The sequence below is a fragment of the Undibacterium sp. GrIS 1.2 genome, assembly GCF_040544435.1.
Classification (GTDB): domain Bacteria; phylum Pseudomonadota; class Gammaproteobacteria; order Burkholderiales; family Burkholderiaceae_D; genus Undibacterium.
The window spans coordinates 109,757-132,044 of the sequence record NZ_JBEONP010000004.1; the positions used below are offsets into that span (position 1 = coordinate 109,757).

Annotated in this window: 20 protein-coding genes; 5 read left to right on the forward strand and 15 right to left on the reverse strand. The window is 47.9% G+C overall.

Features of this window, described 5'->3' with window-relative positions:
- Nucleotides 1-156 precede the first annotated feature (156 nt).
- The 7 genes from AAKU61_RS02980 to rplM form a co-directional block, all read right to left on the reverse strand.
- Nucleotides 157-1,704 carry an FAD-linked oxidase C-terminal domain-containing protein gene (locus tag AAKU61_RS02980; RefSeq protein WP_354329536.1) on the reverse strand — a complete coding sequence of 516 codons (1,548 nt, stop codon included), beginning with the start codon at nt 1,702-1,704 and terminating at the stop codon, nt 157-159.
- A 179-nt stretch (nt 1,705-1,883) separates the two neighbouring features.
- The gene (erpA, locus tag AAKU61_RS02985; protein WP_322119858.1) at nt 1,884-2,234 is read right to left on the reverse strand and encodes an iron-sulfur cluster insertion protein ErpA; all 351 of its coding nucleotides are present in this window, start codon (nt 2,232-2,234) and stop codon (nt 1,884-1,886) included.
- 86 nt (nt 2,235-2,320) lie between these two features.
- Nucleotides 2,321-2,710 (reverse strand): bactofilin family protein, encoded by a 390-nt coding sequence (locus AAKU61_RS02990; RefSeq protein WP_322119859.1) that lies wholly within the window; start codon nt 2,708-2,710, stop codon nt 2,321-2,323.
- Between the two features lie 11 nt (nt 2,711-2,721).
- Entirely contained in the window at nt 2,722-3,402 is a 681-nt protein-coding gene (locus tag AAKU61_RS02995) for a DUF6776 family protein (protein WP_322119860.1), read from the reverse strand.
- Nucleotides 3,403-3,450: 48 nt separating this feature from the next.
- Nucleotides 3,451-4,488, reverse strand: coding sequence for an N-acetyl-gamma-glutamyl-phosphate reductase (gene argC, locus AAKU61_RS03000; protein ID WP_354329539.1), 1,038 nt, complete (start codon nt 4,486-4,488; stop codon nt 3,451-3,453).
- A gap of 160 nt (nt 4,489-4,648) precedes the next feature.
- Nucleotides 4,649-5,041 (reverse strand): 30S ribosomal protein S9, encoded by a 393-nt coding sequence (gene rpsI / locus AAKU61_RS03005; protein ID WP_322119862.1) that lies wholly within the window; start codon nt 5,039-5,041, stop codon nt 4,649-4,651.
- A gap of 9 nt (nt 5,042-5,050) precedes the next feature.
- Complete coding sequence (rplM, locus tag AAKU61_RS03010; protein ID WP_322119863.1) at nt 5,051-5,479, reverse strand: 50S ribosomal protein L13; 429 nt, start codon at nt 5,477-5,479, stop codon at nt 5,051-5,053.
- A 653-nt stretch (nt 5,480-6,132) separates the two neighbouring features.
- On the opposite strand from rplM, the gene AAKU61_RS03015 reads away from it, so the two are divergent.
- The gene (locus tag AAKU61_RS03015; protein WP_354329541.1) at nt 6,133-6,591 is read left to right on the forward strand and encodes an OsmC family protein; all 459 of its coding nucleotides are present in this window, start codon (nt 6,133-6,135) and stop codon (nt 6,589-6,591) included.
- A gap of 42 nt (nt 6,592-6,633) precedes the next feature.
- Here the strand turns inward: AAKU61_RS03015 and AAKU61_RS03020 are convergent, their stop codons facing one another.
- The 4 genes from AAKU61_RS03020 to AAKU61_RS03035 form a co-directional block, all read right to left on the reverse strand.
- Nucleotides 6,634-7,545 carry a BPSS1780 family membrane protein gene (locus AAKU61_RS03020; protein ID WP_354329543.1) on the reverse strand — a complete coding sequence of 304 codons (912 nt, stop codon included), beginning with the start codon at nt 7,543-7,545 and terminating at the stop codon, nt 6,634-6,636.
- An 8-nt stretch (nt 7,546-7,553) separates the two neighbouring features.
- Complete coding sequence (locus tag AAKU61_RS03025) at nt 7,554-8,534, reverse strand: homoserine kinase (RefSeq protein WP_323492105.1); 981 nt, start codon at nt 8,532-8,534, stop codon at nt 7,554-7,556.
- 30 nt (nt 8,535-8,564) lie between these two features.
- Nucleotides 8,565-9,071 (reverse strand): hypothetical protein, encoded by a 507-nt coding sequence (locus AAKU61_RS03030; protein WP_354329545.1) that lies wholly within the window; start codon nt 9,069-9,071, stop codon nt 8,565-8,567.
- Between the two features lie 718 nt (nt 9,072-9,789).
- The gene (locus AAKU61_RS03035) at nt 9,790-10,527 is read right to left on the reverse strand and encodes an LOG family protein (protein ID WP_354329547.1); all 738 of its coding nucleotides are present in this window, start codon (nt 10,525-10,527) and stop codon (nt 9,790-9,792) included.
- A gap of 13 nt (nt 10,528-10,540) precedes the next feature.
- Here AAKU61_RS03035 and polA point away from each other — a divergent pair, with 13 nt between their 5' ends.
- The 4 genes from polA (at nt 10,541) to AAKU61_RS03055 (ending at nt 15,397) form a co-directional block, all read left to right on the forward strand.
- A complete protein-coding gene (polA, locus tag AAKU61_RS03040) occupies nt 10,541-13,357 on the forward strand; it encodes a DNA polymerase I (RefSeq protein ID WP_354329549.1) in 2,817 nt (938 codons plus the stop codon).
- A gap of 248 nt (nt 13,358-13,605) precedes the next feature.
- Nucleotides 13,606-13,959, forward strand: coding sequence for a hypothetical protein (locus AAKU61_RS03045; RefSeq protein WP_354329551.1), 354 nt, complete (start codon nt 13,606-13,608; stop codon nt 13,957-13,959).
- Nucleotides 13,960-13,970: 11 nt separating this feature from the next.
- A complete protein-coding gene (locus AAKU61_RS03050; protein ID WP_354329553.1) occupies nt 13,971-14,543 on the forward strand; it encodes a rhomboid family intramembrane serine protease in 573 nt (190 codons plus the stop codon).
- Nucleotides 14,544-14,632: 89 nt separating this feature from the next.
- Nucleotides 14,633-15,397 carry a hypothetical protein gene (locus AAKU61_RS03055; protein WP_354329555.1) on the forward strand — a complete coding sequence of 255 codons (765 nt, stop codon included), beginning with the start codon at nt 14,633-14,635 and terminating at the stop codon, nt 15,395-15,397.
- Nucleotides 15,398-15,991: 594 nt separating this feature from the next.
- Here AAKU61_RS03055 and AAKU61_RS03060 read toward each other — a convergent pair.
- From AAKU61_RS03060 to hydA, 4 genes are all read right to left on the reverse strand, one after another.
- Nucleotides 15,992-17,440 (reverse strand): DUF4139 domain-containing protein, encoded by a 1,449-nt coding sequence (locus AAKU61_RS03060; protein WP_354329557.1) that lies wholly within the window; start codon nt 17,438-17,440, stop codon nt 15,992-15,994.
- Between the two features lie 297 nt (nt 17,441-17,737).
- Nucleotides 17,738-19,009: an amidohydrolase family protein gene (locus tag AAKU61_RS03065; protein ID WP_354329559.1), complete on the reverse strand. Its 1,272-nt coding sequence runs from the start codon at nt 19,007-19,009 to the stop codon at nt 17,738-17,740.
- Between the two features lie 531 nt (nt 19,010-19,540).
- Nucleotides 19,541-20,791, reverse strand: a complete 1,251-nt coding sequence (locus AAKU61_RS03070) for a Zn-dependent hydrolase (protein ID WP_354329561.1) — start codon at nt 20,789-20,791, stop codon at nt 19,541-19,543.
- A 56-nt stretch (nt 20,792-20,847) separates the two neighbouring features.
- On the reverse strand, nt 20,848-22,287 hold the full coding sequence (gene hydA, locus AAKU61_RS03075; protein ID WP_354329563.1) for a dihydropyrimidinase: 1,440 nt from the start codon (nt 22,285-22,287) through the stop codon (nt 20,848-20,850).
- Nucleotide 22,288 lies beyond the last annotated feature (1 nt).

The window sequence follows — 22,288 nt, forward strand, 5'->3', positions numbered from 1 at the left end:
ATCAGCGATATTGGTTCGTCGTGTTTTTCATGTTTTATTTTTGTTGCTTATATGAATACCGGATTTTTTTAGAGAATAATTTCCAAAATCAGTCGTCCATACGTTCTGCGGCTCTCCAGCCATTTTCGTGCCAGAAGGCTCAGAATATATGGACATCTAAAATCGAGGCAAATCTGGGAACTTCAATTGTCCACGTTTGACATGCATACGCCCGTACTCAGCGCAGCGACGCAAAGTCGGAATGGCCTTGTCCGGATTAAGTAAAAACGCAGTATCAAACGAGCGCTTTACCGCACGGAATGCATCTAACTCTGCAGCGGAAAACTGCACGCACATCGAGTTGATTTTTTCTATGCCTACACCATGCTCACCAGTAATCGTGCCGCCAACTTCTACGCATAATTCCAGTATTTCCGCACCGAATAATTCAGCCTGATGAAATTCCCCTTCCTTATTCGCATCGAACAAAATCAAAGGATGCAAATTACCATCACCCGCATGGAATACATTAGCGCAACGCAAACCATATTTTTGTTCCATAGCAGCAATGCCGAGTAATACCTGGGACAGATTTTTGCGTGGAATCGTGCCATCCATACAGTAATAATCAGGGGAAATCCGGCCAGCAGCAGGGAAGGCATTTTTACGCCCCGACCAGAACTTAAGCCGCTCTGCTTCGCTTTGGGAGACCGCGATGGCGGTAGCACCTGCGTTTTCCAGCACTTCGCACATGCGCTGGATTTCTTCTTCTACTTCATCATCGGTGCCATCGGATTCGCATAATAAAATCGCCTCGGCATCGACGTCATAACCTGCTTTTACAAACGGCTCTACCATGCGTGATGAGGTCTTATCCATCATCTCTAATCCGGCAGGAATAATGCCGGCAGCAATCACATTCGCTACTGCGTTACCGCCTTTAACCACGTCATCAAACGAGGCCATGATTACGCGCGCGGCTTGTGGTTTAGGCACTAATTTAACGGTCACCTCAGTGACAACTCCGAGCATACCTTCTGATCCTATGAATACGGCGAGGAGATCAAGCCCTGAAGCATCTAATGACTCGCCACCCAGCTCAATTACCTCGCCATCGATGGTGATTGCACGAACCCGTAAAACGTTGTGAACGGTTAAGCCGTACTTGAGGCAGTGCACACCGCCAGAATTTTCGGCAACGTTACCACCTATCGTACAGGCGATTTGGGAAGATGGATCAGGTGCGTAATACAAGCCTAAAGTAGATACGGCTTCTGAGATGGCAAGATTGCGTACGCCAGGCTGGACTACCGCCGTGCGAGAATACGCATCCACCTTGATAATTTTGTTTAGTCTGGCGGTAGATAACACAACACCATCAACGATAGGCATCGCGCCACCGGATAAGCCAGTACCGGCACCGCGCGGCACGATAGGGACGTTGAGTTCGCGGCAAATATTTAAGACCGCAATCACTTGCTGCTCATTTTCAGGCAAGCTGACGACCATAGGTAATTGACGATAAGCCGCCAAGCCATCGCACTCATACGGTCGGGTATCTTCTTCCTGATACAGCACGCTACGCTCTGGCAATACCTTTCGCAATGCAGCGACCACAGCACGCTGGCGCTGCTGATGCGCCTGGGTCGATTGCGATGCTACTTGCGGCAGTGTTTGTGGCAGTATTTGTTCTGGCTGCACGTCATCAATTGCTGTCTGCGTCATAGTGGCTCCCTTTTAACGACTCGCTTTTAGCGATGGCCTTTTTGTGATTCCGTTTTTAATTCAGTGTAATCAAAGTCGTCTTCGTTGTGATGAATTGTTGCAAAGCGCTACGCTGAATAATTTTCAGGCGTAAAAAAAGGACGCCGCAGCATCCTTTTTTATCCCAACTCTCGCAAATATTATGCAGAGAAAGAAGATCCACAACCACAGGTTGTTGTCGCATTTGGGTTTTTAATCACAAATTGCGCGCCCTCTAAATCATCTTTGTAATCAATCTCTGCACCAACCAGATACTGGTAGCTCATTGAGTCGATCAACAACTGCACGCCATTTTTAGTCATTGCGGTGTCGTCTTCATTGATGATTTCATCAAAAGTAAAACCGTACTGAAAACCCGAGCATCCGCCACCTTGGACAAAGACGCGTAGTTTCAGATCAGGATTACCTTCTTCTTCAATCAATTGTGCTACTTTAGCGGCGGCACTCTCACTAAAAATAATTGGTGCTGGCATTTCGGCTACTGCATTCATTTCGTGCTCCTACTGTTCTGACAGATCTTTATTATAGACCTATATGGTGTTAGATGTTTCAGTGACGCGGTTGCTTGTAATAAAGCTTAGCTGTGCGAGGAAGCTAATTTCAATACGGGCTCGCTAGCTTGTTCATGTGTCAATTTACCAGTGACTAAAGCGCCATTCATCATTTCTAGCGCCTTATAATGCACATCGCCTGAAATTCTGGCTTTAGGTTGCAACTCAATCAATTCTGAAGAAAAAACAGGCCCGTTGATTTCGCCATTCACAACGACATGACCGGCGCGGACTTCGCCATCAATTTTAGCTTGCTCAGAAATGACCAGCATGCTGGATTCTTCAGGATTAGCGATGACGTTACCGGTAACATGACCATCAATCCGCAGGCCGCCTTTGAAATGCAAATCGCCTTGGATGCTCGTGGAAACGCCAATCAGGCTATCAATCGTATTTTTATTTTTGCGATTAAACATGAATAAATTCCTTACAAATTAATCGACTGCTGAGCGCGTATTTGACCTTTGTCCATTACTTTGGCTTGTAGCGATTTTACCGTTGCGCCTTCTGGCAAAGTAACTACACCCTCTAAACGCTGATAGTATCTAAACGATAATTTTAGTTTGCCAGCATCGCCCATTTTAGGATCGGGGAATTGCATCATAACAGGTTTGCCAGCCTGTACTAAAGATAGCGATAACTGCACGTCACCAACAAAATCGCGCCCGCCTTTACCGCCTTGCATAATCAAAATACGATAACGCATTTGATTTGGCGCAACCATTTCTGCTTTAACTCGCTGCACAGTAATGCCTTCTGCGCCAGTAGCTGATGGCATCAGACTTTCAAAAAAAGCCAAATCATCTTTTAGCTTCAGATTTTCTGCCGTCAGATTTTTGACCTGATCGGTTAATTGCTTTTGCGTAGATTTCTCAATATTTTGCTGACTATCTACCGTGTTTACTTGTGCAGCCAGTTTGTCGCGTTCGGCGGTGATCTGTTCTATCTGTACATGTAGTTGCTCAACCTGCTCTGGTTTAATTTTCGGCCCAAACGCAAAACTGCGACCTAAATCGTAAGTCCACAGCGCAACGGCACCGCCTAAACCAAGAATCAAAACGATCAGCGCCGCTTTGATCGTCCAAGGCTGGTCTTGGCGTATCGTCATTTTCGACGCGCTAAGACGTCGTAACGAAGAACGTGACTTAGCCATGCCTTAAGGCAGAACAGCGACGTGCTGTAAGCCCGTGCGTTCATCCAGATCAAACATAATATTCATACATTGCACAGCTTGACCAGCTGAGCCCTTGACCAGATTATCTTGCACCACCAAAACGATCACTGTGTCCCCGTTATTTGGTCTATGCAAAGCCAAACGTAGCATATTTGATGCACGAGTAGACCGGGTCTCTGGATGGCTAGCAAATGGCATCACATCCACAAAAGGCTCATCTTTATAGGCGTCAACAAATAATGCCTGTAAGTCCTCATTACTTATTTCCCTATTCAGGCGACCATATAAAGTCGAATGCATGCCACGTATCATTGGCACCAGATGAGGCGTAAATAGCAATCCAATTTTGTCGTCTGTCACATATTGCAGTTGCTCGACAGTCTCTGGATGATGACGATGACCCGACACGCTATACGCTTTGAAATTATCGCCCGCTTCAGTAAACAACAAACTGATTTCTGCTTTGCGACCCGCTCCAGAGACACCGGACTTGCAATCGGCAATCAGATTGCCTGCATCAATTACACCAGCCTTTAGCAGCGGATAAAAGCCGAGCTGCATGGTTGTTGGATAGCAGCCGGGATTACCAATAACACGTGCTGTTTTGATCGCGGCACGATTCAGCTCAGGCAAACCATACACGGCCTCAGCCAACACGTCTGTGCAGCTATGGGGAATGCCGTACCATTTTTCAAACTGACTAACATCTTTTAAACGAAAATCCGCTGCCAGATCGATTACTTTGACACCCGCAGCCAGCAACTCAGGCGCTTGCGCCATGGCGACACCGTGTGGCGTCGCGAAAAACACCACATCGCATTCAGTTAATTTTGCTTTATCAGGGGAAGAAAATGCGATATCAAGATGTCCACGCAGAGACGGATACATGTCCGCCACTGGCAATCCATCTTCCTTACGTGAAGTGATTGCAACGATTTGCGCCTGCGGGTGAGTAGCTAACAAACGTAACAGCTCCACGCCTGTGTAACCAGTGCCGCCAACTGTACCTATTTTGATCATCGTATATTCCTCGACAGAAATTTTGTTCGTATTTTAGCAGTAGAACTGACAAAAAATTGTAAATAAGACTCTGACATAAATTAGACTCTTAATACAGTTCCAAATGAAAAAAGCCGCCAGGTAGATAACCTGACGGCTTTTTGAAACAGAGTCCGCGAGATTAACGCTTGGAGAACTGCTTAGCGCGACGTGCTTTACGCAAGCCGACTTTTTTACGTTCAACTTCACGAGCATCACGAGTAACGAAACCAGCTTTTGACAGCTCTGGCTTCAATGTTGCTTCGTAGTCGATCAATGCACGAGTAATACCGTGACGAACCGCACCAGCTTGGCCGGACTCGCCGCCGCCGTGAACGTTGACCATGATATCGAAAGTTTCGAGATGGTTAGTCAATTCCAAAGGCTGACGAATAACCATCAAACCTGTTTCACGAGAGAAGTATTCGTTCGCTGGCTTGCCGTTCACAACGATCTTGCCGCTGCCGGTTTTCAGGAAGACGCGAGCAACTGCGCTCTTGCGACGGCCAGTACCGTAGTTGTAATTACCGATCATGGCTAATCCTTAGATGTCGAGTACTTGAGGTTGCTGCGCAGTGTGCGGATGAGTTGCCTCAGCGTACACTTTCAGCTTCTTGATCATCGCGTAACCGAGTGGGCCTTTAGGCAACATGCCTTTAACTGCCTTCTCGAGTGCACGGCCTGGAAAACGCGCTTGCATTTTCTGGAAATTAGTTTCGTAGATACCGCCTGGGTAGCCAGTGTGACGGTAGTAAGTCTTATTCAGAGCTTTAGTACCTGTAACACGCAGTTTACCTGCATTGATTACGACGATGAAATCGCCCGTGTCAACGTGGGGAGTAAATTCAGGTTTGTGTTTGCCGCGCAAACGGAGTGCCACTTCGCTGGCAACACGTCCGAGTATTTTGTCCGTCGCGTCAATCACGAACCAGTCGCGCTGCACTTCGTGTGCTTTTGCGGAAAAGGTTTTCATGATGAATCCTAGTAAGAGTTAAAAACGCCCTGTGTTCTTGGTACTTTGGTGGTTCTGCCGACAATTAATTGGCAGACTCTCCCTTGTAACTTCCCTCTTGGGCTAACAGAGAGTCGGAAATTATAGTATTTTCAAGGACTTAGTGCAAGCACTGTTTAAAAAATGAGCAAATAGATCGGCCATATCTTGATTAAACAAGCGCAAAAAATGAACAAAAAAAACCCGAAGACTTGGCTTCGGGTTGAATCCACCTAAGGAGGCAGAGGAGACAATTGCGTGGTTACTTAGAAGCAATACTTAAATAACCGATGAGTCAATAATAGAACAATAAATTGTGCAGTGCAAGATAATCTATGTAATTTTTTTAAAAATAGTGCCTTTTAAACTCATTTTTTTACAAGTTTTTTATAGCATAAGCACTTATTTCTGATTATCGGACTGGGGTGATGATTATGTGCAGCATTTTTTACTATTTTTGCGGAGAAATCCCAAATTTAGCGCTGCGTTACAATGGCGGCCTGGTTATATTATTTTAGGGCTTAGGCAAAATTGTTCCCGCAAAGCTTAGCGACTGAGTCCGTACTCAAGTATGACTAGTCACTACAACGCAGCCGGAGTCGTTTTGCGTAAAACCTATATTTTGGAGGTAACACATGGAAGCAACAGTACGTTGGACTGGCTTATCGGGTATGTCGTTTTTAGCAGAAACCGGCTCTGGCCATGCAGTCATGATGGATGGCGCGCCCGATGGCGGCGGTCGCAATCTAGCACCGCGCCCGATGGAAATGGTGTTGCTAGGGACTGGCGGCTGCTCTGCTTACGATGTGGTGTTGATATTGCGCAAAAGCAAACAAGATATACGTGGCTGCGAAGTCAAATTACAAGCAGAACGGGCAGAAACCGAGCCTAAGGTTTTCACTAAGATCAATTTCCACTTTATCGTTCGCGGTCGTAACTTGAAACCTAACCTGGTGGAACGCGCGATTAAACTCTCGCATGAAAAATATTGCTCTGCCTCGATCATGTTAGAGAAAACTGCGGCTATGACACACACTTATGAAATCATCGAGGATTTGGATTTAGCCTCAGAGCATGTTCAGCTTGAGGCTTAAACCGGGTGTATTGTTTACATTAATACACTAAGTTGTCGGGGTTTAATTTCCGCCGGGCTTAGTGTGATCAGGATCGGCAGAATCCACCTCTGCCGGCTGCTTTGGTGCAGTGTTTGCGGTAGCGTCTGTGACCTGATCGACGGCGGTGCTTGGTTTGTCTTGCGGCCTGCCAAAAATCGAAATATACGTCGGATAAAATGAGCAGTACATCACCACTGTCAACATCAGTGATACCGGCAACATAATAATCACGCCTAAAATTGGTTTGCCTACGATAAGGACGATGATTAAGCTCAATACGGTTGGCAACATCACCCCTATTAATAACCAGGACAATCCATAAATCACGAACGCCTTACCAGCACCGCGTACCGCAAAAAAGCTATAAAACACGGACTTGCCCAAGCCCATTTCCTGCCAGACGATCAGCGGCGCAGCGAACCAAAATGCCATTAATGCAGGGATATACACCACTGCAGAACACAGCATGCCCCAAAACATACCGGGATCCGGCAAACTTTGAGTGTCTTTTGGGTCTATCGGTTTTTGGGTCGTCAAATAATTCCAGAATGCGCCATCGTCAACCAAAGTCGATGCGCCGATTGCCAGCATCGCAGCGATCAGATAAAGAGAACCTAGCGTCAGCAACCGAGAAAATGCAGGCGAACGAAAACCCAGCAGTAAAAGATTAGGATGAACTCTTTGTCCGTTTTCGATATGGCGACAAGCTTGTAAGAAACTCATAGAAAAGACCGGCACCAGTATCATCGGCAAAAACTGCCCGACGAAGGGAATCAGGCCAATTGCCATCGTCAAAAACATATACGCAAAAAACAGCGTCAACATTTCTACAGGCTGTTTACGGAAAAGCTGAAATCCAGCTTTAACCCAAGCCCATCCCATCATTGGCGCGGGATTGGAATTGGGGGATAACTCTACATTAGGCTGATTCATTGTTTGTGTTACGTGGCGGCTAGGGGTACAGGGATCGGTAAAGGAGGAGCGTTATTCGCCTCGCGTAGGCGAAGAATACGCTCAAAATGGCCGGGGTCATGCGGCGTCAGCATTTCAGCATCACGCGGCAAATAAAAATCATAAGATCGGGATAACCAAAATCGCAGCGCCGCAGCGCGTAGCATCGGCTGCCAGGCAATTTGCTCATCGGCAGTAAATGCTCGCACCGCATGGTAGGCAGTCAGCAGAGCATGGACTCTGGGCAAATCCAGCTCACCAGTCGCTACGTCAATACACCAGTCGTTGACCGTTACAGCGACATCAAATAACCAGGTGTCGCAACCGGCGAAATAAAAATCAAAAAAACCTGTCAGCCGCTCACCGTCAAACATCACATTATTACGAAACAAGTCTGCATGCACAGGTCCGCCCGGCAATGCTTTATAAATCGCGGTAGTGGCAAATGTCTCTTGATAATGCATCTCTGCGCACAACAGATGCTGGTTAGTCTCAGATAAAAACGGCAATACCGCGGGGGTAGTCTGATTCCACCATTCAAGACCGCGTAAATTAGGCTGGCGTATTTCAAAATCTTTGGCCGCCACATGCATACGCGCCAGCATTGCACCTACTTCTGCGCAATGGGATGCGGCGGGTGCCATTTGCGAACTGCCTTCTAATTTGCTGACAATTGCTGCTGGCTTGCCGTGCAAGGAAGAGACTAATTCCCCTTGATCATTTGCAATTGGCGCTGGTACCAAAACACCGCGATCTGCCAGATGGCGCATTAACTTGAGGTAAAACGGCAGTTGTTCAAAACTCAGATTTTCAAAAATTGTCAGAACAAATTCACCTGCATCGGTATTGATAAAAAAATTACTGTTTTCAATGCCGGAGGCGATGCCTTTAATTGATAACGCGTTCCCCAATGGGAATTGCGTCATCCACGGACGAAGATCGTCCAGACTTACCGATGTAAATACTGCCATATCAAGAAAAGAGAGTGAGGCTGTTATGAATTATTTTTTTGTCGCTGAACTTGTCGCCGCTGAAGACGCTGGTGCAGAGACCGGTGGGGAAGAGACTTTCGGCGCTGGAGCCAAAGTCGGAATCTCTTCCACTTCTTTTGCTTCTTTTTTGCCGCCGAACTCCATTACCTTCCACTGCGCGCCACGGTTTGCATCGCCTTGTACTGTGCCTCGGGGTGCATTACCAATTTCTGGATTAGCCTTGATGGTGTAATTACTACCAGCAGCAGTCACTTCAGCCTCTGTCACTTTACCGCCCACAGCACGCTTTTCTACGATCTTGCTTGGCGTGCTGGCCTTTGGTCCCGGTTTAATCAGTTTGACACCACTATCTGGCGCTTCTTCAATGCGCTCTAAAGGTACTGCTGTAGATGCTACTGATGCAGCGGAAGACGGGGCTGACGAGACTGGCTTAGTCTGTGCCATTGCACTAAAAGGCAAAATTACTGCACTTAAGCAAAACAAAACGAGCGTAGATGGCTTGGAAAATTTTTTCATGATAGTCACTTCAGGCTTGTGGAATCGTGCTGCCATTGTAGCAAAGGGCTGGAACTACTCACAGTTATATCCAGATTATCTGGCAAGGATTTAACCCAGATTTTCCATTAGACCGCTACTACTTCGCAAAAAACGCAGAGGGCGTGCGGTCTTCAAAGGGATAGCACGACCGCGATTTGAGTGTGAGCGCTACAGCGACAACTGCACCTTTGGCGAACTACCTGGCGTTGTTGCTCCTCCTAGCAAGATGCAGCTTGCGTCGTCGTCGCGTCTAGCCAGTCAGTCCGCCAAAGGCACACTTGTCGCTGTTCCAATGGAAAATCTGGGTTTAAACGACAAAAATACCAGGAGGTCGACGCAAAGCTTATACCCAGGCTGATGACGCTGAAATGTTTCAGAACGACGATAGCAATATGCGCAACCACGATCGATACGAATATGCATTTAAACGACTGTCTGCAATGGCTGCTTAGTTCGGCTCACTAATCAAGTCTGATCACTTAACTAGTCAGCTCCAAGCTGCCAATAACAGGCTGAAATAAATATACTCCCCCATTATTTTCATAAATATGCCTTACAGACCAAGTAATCTATGGACACTTAAATATACTAATATGGAGTATATATTTTATTGAATCAACCCATCAGCCAGCAATGCAACCCGCAACGCACGCCGCATCCGCCATGTTTAATGCTGTTAGCGATCTAACACCAAGCACTACAAATACAGCATTTTCTGCCGCTCTTCGTCCGAAGGTTCGATATCTCTTGCCTCATAAAACGCAAAAATCGCGTCCACGATATTGGCAGGCTCGTCAATCAATTGCACCAGATTTAAATCGCTTGCGTCTATCGTGCCATTGCCGACTAGCTGGGTTTTAATCCAATCCAGCAAGCCACGCCAAAAACTGCTGCCGACCAAAATCACCGGAATATGCCGCGTCTTGCCGGTCTGGATCAATGTCAGCACCTCGGTCAATTCATCCAAGGTACCAAAACCACCGGGAAAAACCACATAAGCATCGGCGTATTTTACAAAGGCGACTTTGCGTGCAAAAAAATGCCGGAAGGTCAGCGAGATATTTTGCCAGGGGTTATTTTTCTGCTCATGCGGTAGCTCAATGTTTAAGCCCACCGATGACGATACACCCTCAAAGGCACCTTTATTAGCCGCCTCCATAATCCCCGGGCCACCGCCAGAAATCACCGCAAAACCTGCATCCGATAAACGCCGCGCCAGATCGACGCACATCAGATAATCAGTATGCTCAACCGGCGTTCTGGCAGAACCAAAAATCGTCACGGCGGGACCGACGCCCGAGAGACGTTCGGTAGACTCAATAAACTCTGCCATAATCGTGAACATATGCCAAGATTCGCGCGCTTTGAGCGCCGTGGCTTTTTCGCCGTTGACCATTTGGCGCAACTTCAATATCCTTTTTCCGCTGTCACTCATTACCATTATCCTTATGCAAAAAACCTTGTTATTAGTCGATGGGTCCAGCTACCTATACCGCGCTTTCCATGCCATGCCGGACCTGCGCAATGCGCAAGGCGAGCCAACAGGCGCGATCTACGGCATGATCAATATGTTACGCCGATTACGCTACGATTATCCGGCCGCCTACATCGCCTGCGTGTTTGATGCAAAAGGTAAAACCTTTCGCGACGACCTCTATCCAGAATACAAAGCACAACGCGCACCGATGCCCGACGACCTGCGCCTGCAAATTGTTCCCATTCATGAAGCCGTCACCGCCATGGGCTGGCCGATACTGATGGTCGAAGGCGTCGAAGCAGACGACGTGATTGGCACCCTCGCGGTAGAAGCAACATCACGCGGCATGAACACCATCGTCTCGACCGGCGATAAAGATCTGGCACAACTGGTCAACGCCAATGTCACACTGATCAACACCATGAGTAATGAGAAGCTCGATGAAGCTGGTGTCATCGCCAAGTTTGGCGTACCGCCAAACCGCATCATTGATTACCTCACATTGATTGGCGATACCGTCGATAACGTGCCAGGTGTCGCCAAATGCGGCCCCAAAACTGCCGTCAAATGGCTGGCAGAATACGACAGCTTAGATGGCGTCATCGCCAATGCCGATAAGATTAAAGGCGTAGTTGGCGACAACCTACGTCAGGCATTAGACTGGTTGCCGCAAGGCCGGGTTTTGATCACCGTCAAAACAGATTGCGACTTGTCGGCACAGCATATTTCCATCGACGAATCGCTAATTGCCAAAGAAGAGAGCAAAGAAGCCATGCTCGCCTTCTTCACACGTTATGGTTTTAAAAGCTGGCTACGTGAATTATCGGGCGATCCAACTGCCGGTGCAACGCCACTCAAAACAGCGTCCAATACAAACAACGCACAAGCGGGCTTGTTTGGCGATGAGGCTAGCAACGCGACTTCTGCAGCCTCGTCTACAGCCTCAATCACCAGCCCTGCTGACATTCCGGCAGCGCCAGCAGTAACTCAGTACGACATGATTCTGACCGAAGCCGCGCTGGATCAATGGCTGGCAAAAATCAATCAAGCCGCCCTCACCTCTGTCGATACCGAAACTACGTCGCTAGAGCCGATGACGGCGCAAATGGTCGGCATCTCTTTATGTTGCGAACCGGGATTAGCTGCTTATATCCCGCTAGCACACAACTACCCCGGCGCGCCGGCGCAACTCAGCCGCGAGGTGGTACTGGCAAAGCTCAAGCCATGGTTAGAAGATGCTAGCAAACCCAAGGTCGGCCAAAACCTCAAATACGACAGCCATATCTTCGCTAATCACGGTATTCATTTACTGGGGATACAACACGACACGCTGCTGGAATCTTATGTATTTGAATCGCACAAATCGCATGACATGGACAGCCTGGCCTTGCGCCATCTAGGCAGAAAAACCATCAGCTTTGAAGAAGTCTGCGGCAAAGGTGCATCGCAAATCTGTTTCGATCAAGTTGATCTGGAACGCGCTACACAATACGCGGCAGAAGATGCCGATATCACGCTGCAACTGCATCTGGCAATGTGGCCACAGATAGAACCCGATGCAAAACTCACCCGCATTTATCACGAGATCGAATTGCCGACCTCTATCGTGTTGCAAAAAATCGAGCGCAACGGTGTACTCATCAACAAAGATTTATTAGCCACGCAATCACATGAAATTGGTATCCGCTTACTTGAGCTGGAACAAAAAGCCTACGAGCTGGCAGAGCAACCCTTCAACCTAAATTCACCCAAACAATTAGGTGAAATTTTCTTCGTCAAACTGGGTCTACCCGTCGTCAAAAAAACGCCATCCGGTGCGCCGTCGACCGACGAAGAAGTCTTACAAAAACTGGCAGAAAATTATCCGCTACCCAAAGTGTTGCTCGAATATCGCGGCCTCGCCAAACTCAAATCGACCTATACCGACAAGCTGCCAAAGATGGTCAATGCAAGCACCGGTCGCGTCCACACCAACTACGCACAAGCAGTAGCAGTTACAGGCCGTCTGGCATCCAACGATCCAAACTTGCAAAATATCCCAGTCCGTACCGCCGAAGGCCGCCGCATCCGCGAAGCCTTCGTCGCACCGACCGGTAGCCACATCGTATCTGCCGATTATTCGCAAATCGAACTCCGCATCATGGCGCACATCTCCGGCGACGCCAGCTTGCTGAATGCCTTTGCCGCTGGCGAAGATGTACACCGCGCCACCGCATCAGAAATCTTCGGCGTCACCCTGCCAGAAGTCACCAGCGAACAGCGTCGCTATGCCAAGGTCATCAACTTCGGTCTGATCTACGGCATGAGCGCGTTTGGCTTGGCAGGCAATTTAGGTATAGAACGTAGCGCCGCCCAAAGCTATATCGACAAATACTTCCAACGCTACCCAGGCGTCGCCCAATACATGGCCGATACCCGCACCCAAGCCAAAGCCCAAGGCTATGTAGAAACCGTCTTCGGCCGCCGCCTCTGGTTAGCAGAAATCAACAGCCCCAACGGCCCCCGCCGCCAAGGCGCAGAACGCGCAGCGATCAACGCACCAATGCAAGGCACCGCCGCTGATCTGATCAAACTAGCGATGATCGCAGTACAAAGTTGGCTAGAAACTGATCAGCTAAAATCCAAAATGATCATGCAAGTCCATGATGAACTGGTGCTCGAAGTACCGGACGCAGAGCTGGAATTGGTCAAACGTAAATTACCAGAATTGATGGCGAATGTGGCTGCTTTGAATGTGCCACTGCTAGCTGAAGTTGGGGTGGGAAATAATTGGGAAGAGGCGCATTGATTTATGCGTTTTGTAGGTGCGAATAGCGTCAGCGTATTCGCACGCATGATTCGATTTTAGAGCCACATGAGTTATGCGACCCGTGGAATGTAGGCACACAAACTTTGCTTGGTTTGTTCAAAGATTCCATACATGCGAATACGCTAGCGGAAATACAGGAACTGCGAACAACCCTAACTGAAAAAATCGGAAAAGAATCTAATTCAATAGAACTTTTTCTCATCAATCAATTCAATTTCAAACACAAAATGACAACCGACACCGACATCCATTTAAGCGGCCCGTTCAAAGCCACTGACTCCAGCGGCACTAGCCACGACATCAAAGCAATCCGTATTTTTGATGAAGGCTACGGCATCATCGATGTCTACATAGACTTTGCTGCACCGATAGAAAACGGTCTCTATAACGATAAAGTGCTGCTCAGCCAGATCATGACAAAGTTGCGCGAGCTAGGTTATGTCGGCCCTGATTTTGGCCATGGCGACCTGGGTCTGCAAGAGAGAAAAATGATCGTACTGGAAGCGCCGGAAGAATTCTGTGCATTCGCTGCGCGTCATGGCTGGAAAAATCTGGCAGACGAATTTGACGACGAAGAGTAACAATCAATTTTATGCATGCACTAAAAAAATATCTCAATGTATCCAACACACTGATCGCCATCAGTCTGCTGGTCGCCTTGCTGTCAAGGCTGGGGGCATCTGATGCGGTGTTAGAGCCGCTGTGGATCGCCGATCCTGGCAGTCATGGTTTGGACAATATTGTGCATGGTGAAGTCTGGCGTTTGATCACGCCGATATTCATCCACTTCGGCATCATGCATCTGATTTTTAATATGATGGCGATGTGGGATCTAGGCAGGTTGATCGAATCACGACGGAGTACGGGATTTTATATTCTGTTTGTCCTGGTACTTGGAATAGGGTCGAATCTCGTGCAATTCTTGCTGACACAATCGCCTTTCTTTGGCGGCATGTCTGGCGTACTGTACGGCTTGTTCGGCTATATCTGGATGCAAGGTCGCACCAACCCGCGCTTTGGGATCGTCTTGACACAACAAACGATCGTAATGATGTTGGGCTGGTTTGCTTTGTGCTGGATTGGCGTACTCGGTCCGATTGCAAACTGGGCGCATACGGGTGGTCTGGTGATTGGTGTTGTCTGGGGTTATTTAGACAAGCGATAGTACTAATAAAATACTTACATGACGCGTCATATACTGCAATCTGGCGCTTGAATTGATTTATAACCGTCGATTTAACACATGCTCTCTTGATGAAAACTATTCCGTGTTCTATCGTATTGCTAGCAGCAATGTTGCTAATGCCCATCAGCCAAGCTGCGGACAAAGAACCAGGTGTACTGCTCAAATCTGGCGAGTGGGGTCAGGCGATGGGCAGTTACGGTGTACCAAAACAATTTGAGCATCTCGTTCCTGCCAAATGGCCTAAAGACCGGTGGTATAGCCTGGTCATTAAAGAGAACGACTTACTTGTTGAAGCGCAATCGCCCAATGATAAAAATCCAGAATGGTTAAAAAAAATTGTTAGTCAAATACCGGAAGAAAATGCGCCAGAGGCTAGCTCATCGCTTGCTCTGGTAGAGCAAGAAGCTGATGATATCTTGCACCTGCGTGTACCTGATGCGCCGATCAAAGAAGGCAAACATCCTTTATATGTATTTAAAAACGGCGGACATATTCTCAACCCCGAACTTGACTATCAATATCGTTTAAAACTCAACGATGTCGCTTTTGGCATGCGGGTTCAAAATGGACTTAAGGGAAAAAACGGTGCGCCCTATGGCGAAGGCGCGACGTACTTTATTGAATACGACGGCAAGCAGTTTGAATATGCGCTTGGCTATTATGGCTGGGCGTCACGCATCATTGGGATTACCGATATGGATGGCGACGGATTCCCTGATTTCATCATTGAAATCGACGGGTCTAATAGTATCGGCAAGATTATTCTGCTGTCGTCAACGGCCAAGCCCGGCAAAAATAGTGCTACTGCGATCTTACATTCTTGGGGCTGTTAAGTTCTAAATCCTGTTCACAACAATCCGTACAGATGTCACTGTGCGGATGGCCTAAAAGCGATCCTAGATTAGTGAATCGTATCTATATCAGCCTGTATAAATTCCAAAGGAGTCATTAATATAGACACCTTTTTTCGTCCATGTTGAGATACTACTTAGTTGCATATTGCGATGTTGATATTCCATCGCAATCATTAGCGTCGTGATGATATTGGGTTGGGTTGCTTTGTGCTGGATTGGCGTACTCGGTCCGATTGCACACTGGGCGCATACGGGTGGTCTGGTGATTGGTGTTGTCTAGGGTTATTTAGACAAGCGATAGCGGAGCTTATATTGCATCAAACACCATTATTGTGCTTAAGGGATTGATGCATGCGACCGCAAGAATCAATATACTCCCCTATTTTTTTACTCAATATTCATTACTGACCAATATATACTTGGACAATTAAAATATACTTCCATAGGGTATATTATTTAACTAGCGTATAAATCCTTGGGCGATATCAACTACCAAGCGCAATCCGTACGACTCACGGATTGCGCCAGATATCTTCTTTTACTACAAACACTGAACCACGTTTGCTATTGCGATCAATAGCGGACTTGCGTGCGATACACCAGCTTGGTGCTGCCTTCTGCCGGTACGTTGATTTTCCAGACCGCGGTATTACTGGCATCTTTAGAGTGCATTTGGCTCTCGCTGATGATCTTCCAATCGCCTGGCACTGGCTCTTGTACTGTGACGACGACAGCTTCTTTTTTAGCATTTTTCAATACGATTTCAAACTCGCTCTCGAAGTTGGAATTGTATTTTCCCGTGCCAGAAATTTTCTTGAAGTCCGTTTGCTTTTTATCGGCAGTAACGTCGAAAGCATCACCCAATTTGATGCGGACTTTTTCATTTTTCGGTGTGTGATCAATATTGTCTTCGCCGATAAACTGGGCATTACCTGCACTATCTTTTTTATAGACGCGGATAGTGCCTTTGGGGATTGGCATGCCGAGGTGTGAGCTCTCTTTATTATCGAACTCAATAAAGGCAGCGACTTTGATTTTTTGACCGATATCACCGTAACTACTTTGGTAGTAATAATCGCTACCGCGGAGCAATAACTCTTTGTGCGCTGGCACGGCACTGCCGGATAACAGAGCGACTTGCTTGGTTTGATTTTCGGCAATCGTCGTCAAACGGTCTAGGGTATATAAGTGATATTCAAACAGAGATTCTTCTATCATCGCCCTCTTCATCACTGGCTGGGCAGCGACCGCGTAACCTGTTACCTGTACCCTCTGAGATTGATCAGGAACCTGATGCACATCGCCAGCAACCAGTTGCAATTTAGCATTGCGATACGCTGCGCCACTGGTATTGGTCAGTGTGACCCAGCCAGAAATGTCCAGCTTATCTTCCGCCGGATTAAGTTCAACAACATAGTCTGCTTTCCATGCTAGCCCACTTGTCAGATAACTTAACTCAACCGCTTGTTGCTGCGCACCTTTGTTATCCAATGCCATAACCAAAGTTGGCCGGTCACGCAGATTGGACGGCACATCGTTGTACACAATACGGCCTGGCACGCCGGTTTCTATCCGGTCGCCAATTTTTAGCACGACACCATTTTTGGCAGAAAGTACCTGAGCAGATTCTGTCGTCTCTGCACCGGTCGCGGTATTGGTGCGGATCACATTGACATTACGTCCGACGTATTTTTCTAATAATTTTTGCGGCGTTAGCAAATCAAAATCAAAATTTTGCTCTTGCACCGACAAGCTGCCTGGCGATGTAATGCTGCGCAGCAAAGCGGTTTCTGGCCGCATATTAGCGCTGACATCGCGGAAGGCGAGCGAAGAGACACCACTCTTGAGTTGAATTTTGCGCTGATCTTTGATTAAGGCCAGATTATTGTTATAAATCGTGACGGCAACTTCTTGCTGATCGTTAAGCGTGCTGCGCTGTTCTTCTGTCTGTGCGTTGGCGCTAAGGTTGGTGCTGCCAATTAGCGTCAACAGAAGCAGTGTCGCGGAGAGTGGTGGTCGCATAGGAGTCCTCTTTTTGATCAATAGGAAATACGGTAGTCACTGTATGCCAAGGGCAAATGTGATGCAATGAGTATGACTTGCGCGAGGCCATGAAGTTCAAAGCTGAAATCTGCACGCTGTCACGCTGTCATTAACCGGGAAGATTTTCGTGTGCTAAAACAGGGCTTCACACAAAGATATACAGACTTAATATACTCCCCATAATTTATTTAAAAAATTCCCTATCGACCACATAACACAAGGACACTTAATATATACATACAGGGAGTATATATTTTGAAAAAATTAACAAATGTCTTAAGACAACCTGAAATTAATCTGTGATGGCCGGCCGTCAAGTTGCAAACTAGCTTTGGCAGCAGGCATCTGGCTGATGACTTTGCCGCGTCGTATGACGGTTAATCTGGCGGCACGCAGGCGTATTGCTTCTATTGTATTGGCGGCGTCAAGTATCACCAGATCAGCATGACATCCGACTTGGATACCGTAGCCTTCTAAACCCAAGATGGTCGCTGGCGTCTCTGTGACGGCGCGGTAGCACGCGCGCATTGCCTCTTGCCCGGTCATCTGCGCTACATGCAATCCCATGTGTGCGACTTCTAACATGTCGCCAGAACCCAGGCTATACCACGGGTCCATCGCGCAATCCTGACCAAATGCGACATCAATCCCGGAGGCCAACATTTCTGGCACCCGCGTCATGCCACGTCTTTTTGGATAGGTATCGTGACGACCTTGCAGGGTAATATTAATGAGCGGATTAGCAATCGCTGCGACACCGGCTTCGCGTATCAACGGCAGCAACTTGCTGACATAGTAGTTATCCATCGAATGCATCGAGGTTAAGTGGGAGCCAGTCACTCTGCCTTGCATACCCAGCCGATGACTGTGATAGGCCAATGTTTCGATATGGCGCGACAAAGGATCGTCCGATTCATCACAATGCATGTCCACACGATATCCGTTGTCAGCAGCGTATTCGCACAGGATTTTGACGGACTCCGCACCATCGGCCATCGTGCGTTCAAAATGCGGAATGCCTCCGACCACATCAACGCCCATCGCCATTGCCCGCTTTAAATTAGTCAGCGCCGTCGCGCTGCGCAATATGCCATCTTGCGGAAAAGCGACCAATTGCAAATCGATATAAGCTGCGACACGTTTTTTGACCTCCAGTAAAGCCTCAACTGCCAGCAGACGATCATCGCAAATATCGACATGCGACCGTATCGCCAGCAAGCCACGCCCGACCGCCCAATCACAATACTGCATCGCTCTTTGCACTAACGCATCTTGCGTCAGCAGCGGCTTCAGCTCGCCCCATAATGCAATCCCCTCTAGCAAAGTACCTGACTGATTGACACGCGGCAGACCATAGCTAAGCGTCGCGTCCATATGGAAGTGCGCATCGACAAACGGTGGCGATACCAGATTGCCAGCGGCATCTATTTCTTGCACCGCTCGTGCTGGCAACTTGTGATCTATCGCGACGATGCGACCAGACTCAATCGCTATATCGATATTGGTACGACCATCGGGTAAATTGGCGTTACGAATAATCAAATCCATGGGCGTCCTTGCGGTTTGGAGTGGAGAGTTAGATGGAGATTATTATGCCCGATGCGGTTGACCATTGTGAGGAAACTATGGATTCAAATCGGGAATTTGAGAAGCAAGATAAATTGGCTGAGGCGCAGCTTTTGAAGTTGGTTTTGAAATAGCTTTTGAAGTTAGTTTTGAACTAGCTTTTGAAGTTGGAATTCCGTTGTGGCACTGCCGTTTTTATCCGTTAAAAATGGATAAGAAAGCTTCGTTGTCTGAGCGAAGCGAGTTTCGAACTTTTCCCATTTTTGACGGATAAAAACGGGAACCCCGAAGGGGCAGTGACTTCGCGGTCGCCTTTCTTTGACTTCTTTCTTTGGCGAAGCAAGAAAAGTGAGTAGCCGTCGGTCTACCGCCAGCCTGCAATCTAAAAACAATAACTGCCAGTAATAAGAACGACGAACATACCCTCACCCTAAGCCTCTCCCGCATGCGGAAAAGAGAGTAAAAACTCGTACTAGCTATGTACTGGCTCTACCGAACTTTTAAGTCGACACATCAGGCTACGATTTTTGCCCGCTCTAACATCGCCAGCAACAACACATTACAACCCGCCTCCAAATGCTCCGATTTAGCGTCTTCAATTTCGTTATGACTAATCCCATCCTTGCAGGGCACAAAAATCATTCCGGATGGCGCCAGTCTTGCCGTGTAAATTGCATCATGTCCCGCACCTGATACTACGTCCATGGTGGAGTAACCCAGCTTGGCGGTTGCGCTGCGCACCGCATCAACGCAATCCGGATGGAAAGGACAAGGCGGGTAATAAGAGACGCGTTCGATACTGATTTTCAAACCGCTATCACTCGCCGTTTTGTCGATAAACGCCAGTATTTCCTGATCCATGGTGTTGAGTAATTCATCGTTCACATTACGTAAATCAATACTGAATTTGACTTCGCCTGGAATCACGTTACGGCTGTTCGGGAATACTTGCACCATACCGACAGTGCCGCGTCCATATGGAGGATAGCGGTTACCAATATTGACGACCTCTTGCATAATTTTTGTTGCGATTTGCAGAGCATCCTTACGCAGATGCATCGGGGTTGGGCCCGCGTGCGCTTCCATACCTGTGACAACGCAGTCGTACCAAGATAAACCCATGACCGCAGGTACCACGCCAATGACCTTGTCGGCATCTTCTAATACAGGGCCTTGTTCGATGTGGGTTTCGAAATAGGCGCCAATCGGATGATCACCGGGAGTTTGCGTACCCAGATAACCGATGCGCTCCAGCTCATCCTTCACCGTTTTTCCATCTACATCTTCTGCCGCAAACGCATGCTCCAAGGTAAATGCGCCGCAAAAAACACCTGACCCCATCATCACCGGAACAAACCGAGAACCTTCTTCATTTGTCCAGAAGGCAACCTCAATCGGCGCCTCGGTCTTGATCTTGCGATCGTTGAGCGTGCGCACAACTTCTAAGGCTGCTAAAACACCGTAGTTGCCATCAAACTTACCGCCCGTTGGCTGGGTATCAATATGACTGCCGGAGACAATCGGTGGCAAACTATTATTAGTGCCGTCACGGCGCATAAAGACATTGCCAATTTTGTCTATAGTGACCGACATACCGGCTTGCTTCGCCCAGCCTGTGACTAAATCGCGGCCTTGCTTATCAAGATCGGTCAATGCCAGACGTTTGACGCCGCCTTTAGGGGTTGCGCCGATTTGCGCCAGTTCCATTAAGGATTTCCATAGACGGTCACCGTTGATTCTTACGCTAGTTATATCCGTACTCATTATTTTGTCCTTTTTAATCTGTTGCTGTACCTACTATCAGATGTGATTAATTATTCTTAGCGCTGCACTGCTTTGGGTGCAGCCTGGCTTGCCATACGGCCTAATGCATCATAAATTGGGGAAAATGCTGGTCGGTCGACATGTCGTCCTGCACCCTGGACCGCGCGTAATTCACCCTGTTTAAATACTAGCTTGCCTGCGCTGATGGTATGGCTAGGAATACCACGTACGGTCCGTCCCTCAAAGACATTAAATCCACCTTTAGCAAATTGAGTTTTAGCGGAAATCGTGCGCGTGCCTTGCGGGTCCCACACCACGACATCGGCATCTGCACCAACTGCAACTGCCCCTTTACGAGGATAGATATTAAAAATTTGTGCGGCGTTAGTGGAGGTCACTTTGACGAATTCTGATGGCGTTAATTTGCCGCTGTTAACACCTGCGTCCCAGATCACCGCCATACGATCTTCAACGCCACCGCAACCGTTCGGTATTTTGGTAAAGTCGCTTTTTCCCGCGGCTTTTTGCGTATCGCAAAAGGTGCAATGATCGGTTGCCGTTGTGTGCAGATTGCCTCCTTGCAGACCTTGCCATAAAGCGGCCTGATGTTCTTTTGAGCGGAACGGCGGACTCATGACATGACCTGCCGCAAAATCAAAATCAGGATGGCGATATACACTGTCGTCTATCGTCAGATGTCCGGCAAGCACTTCACCAAATACCCTTTGGCCTTTACTTCTGGCGCGGGTAATTGCCTCCAACGATTCTATACAGGAGACATGCACGATATAAACCGGTGTATTGAGCACATTGGCAATTGCAATTGCCCGGTTGGCAGCCTCACCCTCTACCATCGGCGGACGTGATAAGGGATGTGCCTCTGGACCGGTAATGCCTTTTTTTAATAACTCTTGTTGGAGTAAGAAAACCAGCTCGCCATTTTCTGCATGTACGGTCGGCATGGCACCTAGTTCCAGCGCACGTGAGAAACTTTTTACCAAAATTTCATCATCGGCCATGATGGCATTTTTATAGGCCATAAAATGCTTGAAGCTATTCACACCATAGTCGCGCACTAGTGTGCCCATATCAGCATGCACGCTATCGTCCCACCAGGTTACTGCGACGTGAAAACTATAATCACCGGCTGACTTCTCTGCCCAGCCACGCCAGGTTTTATAGGCATCCATTAAAGGCTGTTTAGGGTCCGGAATAACGAAATCAATAATGGTAGTGGTTCCGCCGGCCAGACCTGCGGCAGTGCCGGTAAAAAAATCGTCTGCGGTCACTGTGCCCATAAAAGGCAGGTTCATATGTGTATGCGGATCAATCCCACCGGGCATGACATATTGACCGCTGGCGTCAATAATTTCAGTATCCGCAGGAGCGGATAAATGCTCACCTACCGCAATGATTTTGCCATCCTGGCACAGAACGTCAGCACGAAATTCACGGTCTGCATTAACGACAGTACCGCCGCGTATCAATATGCTCATA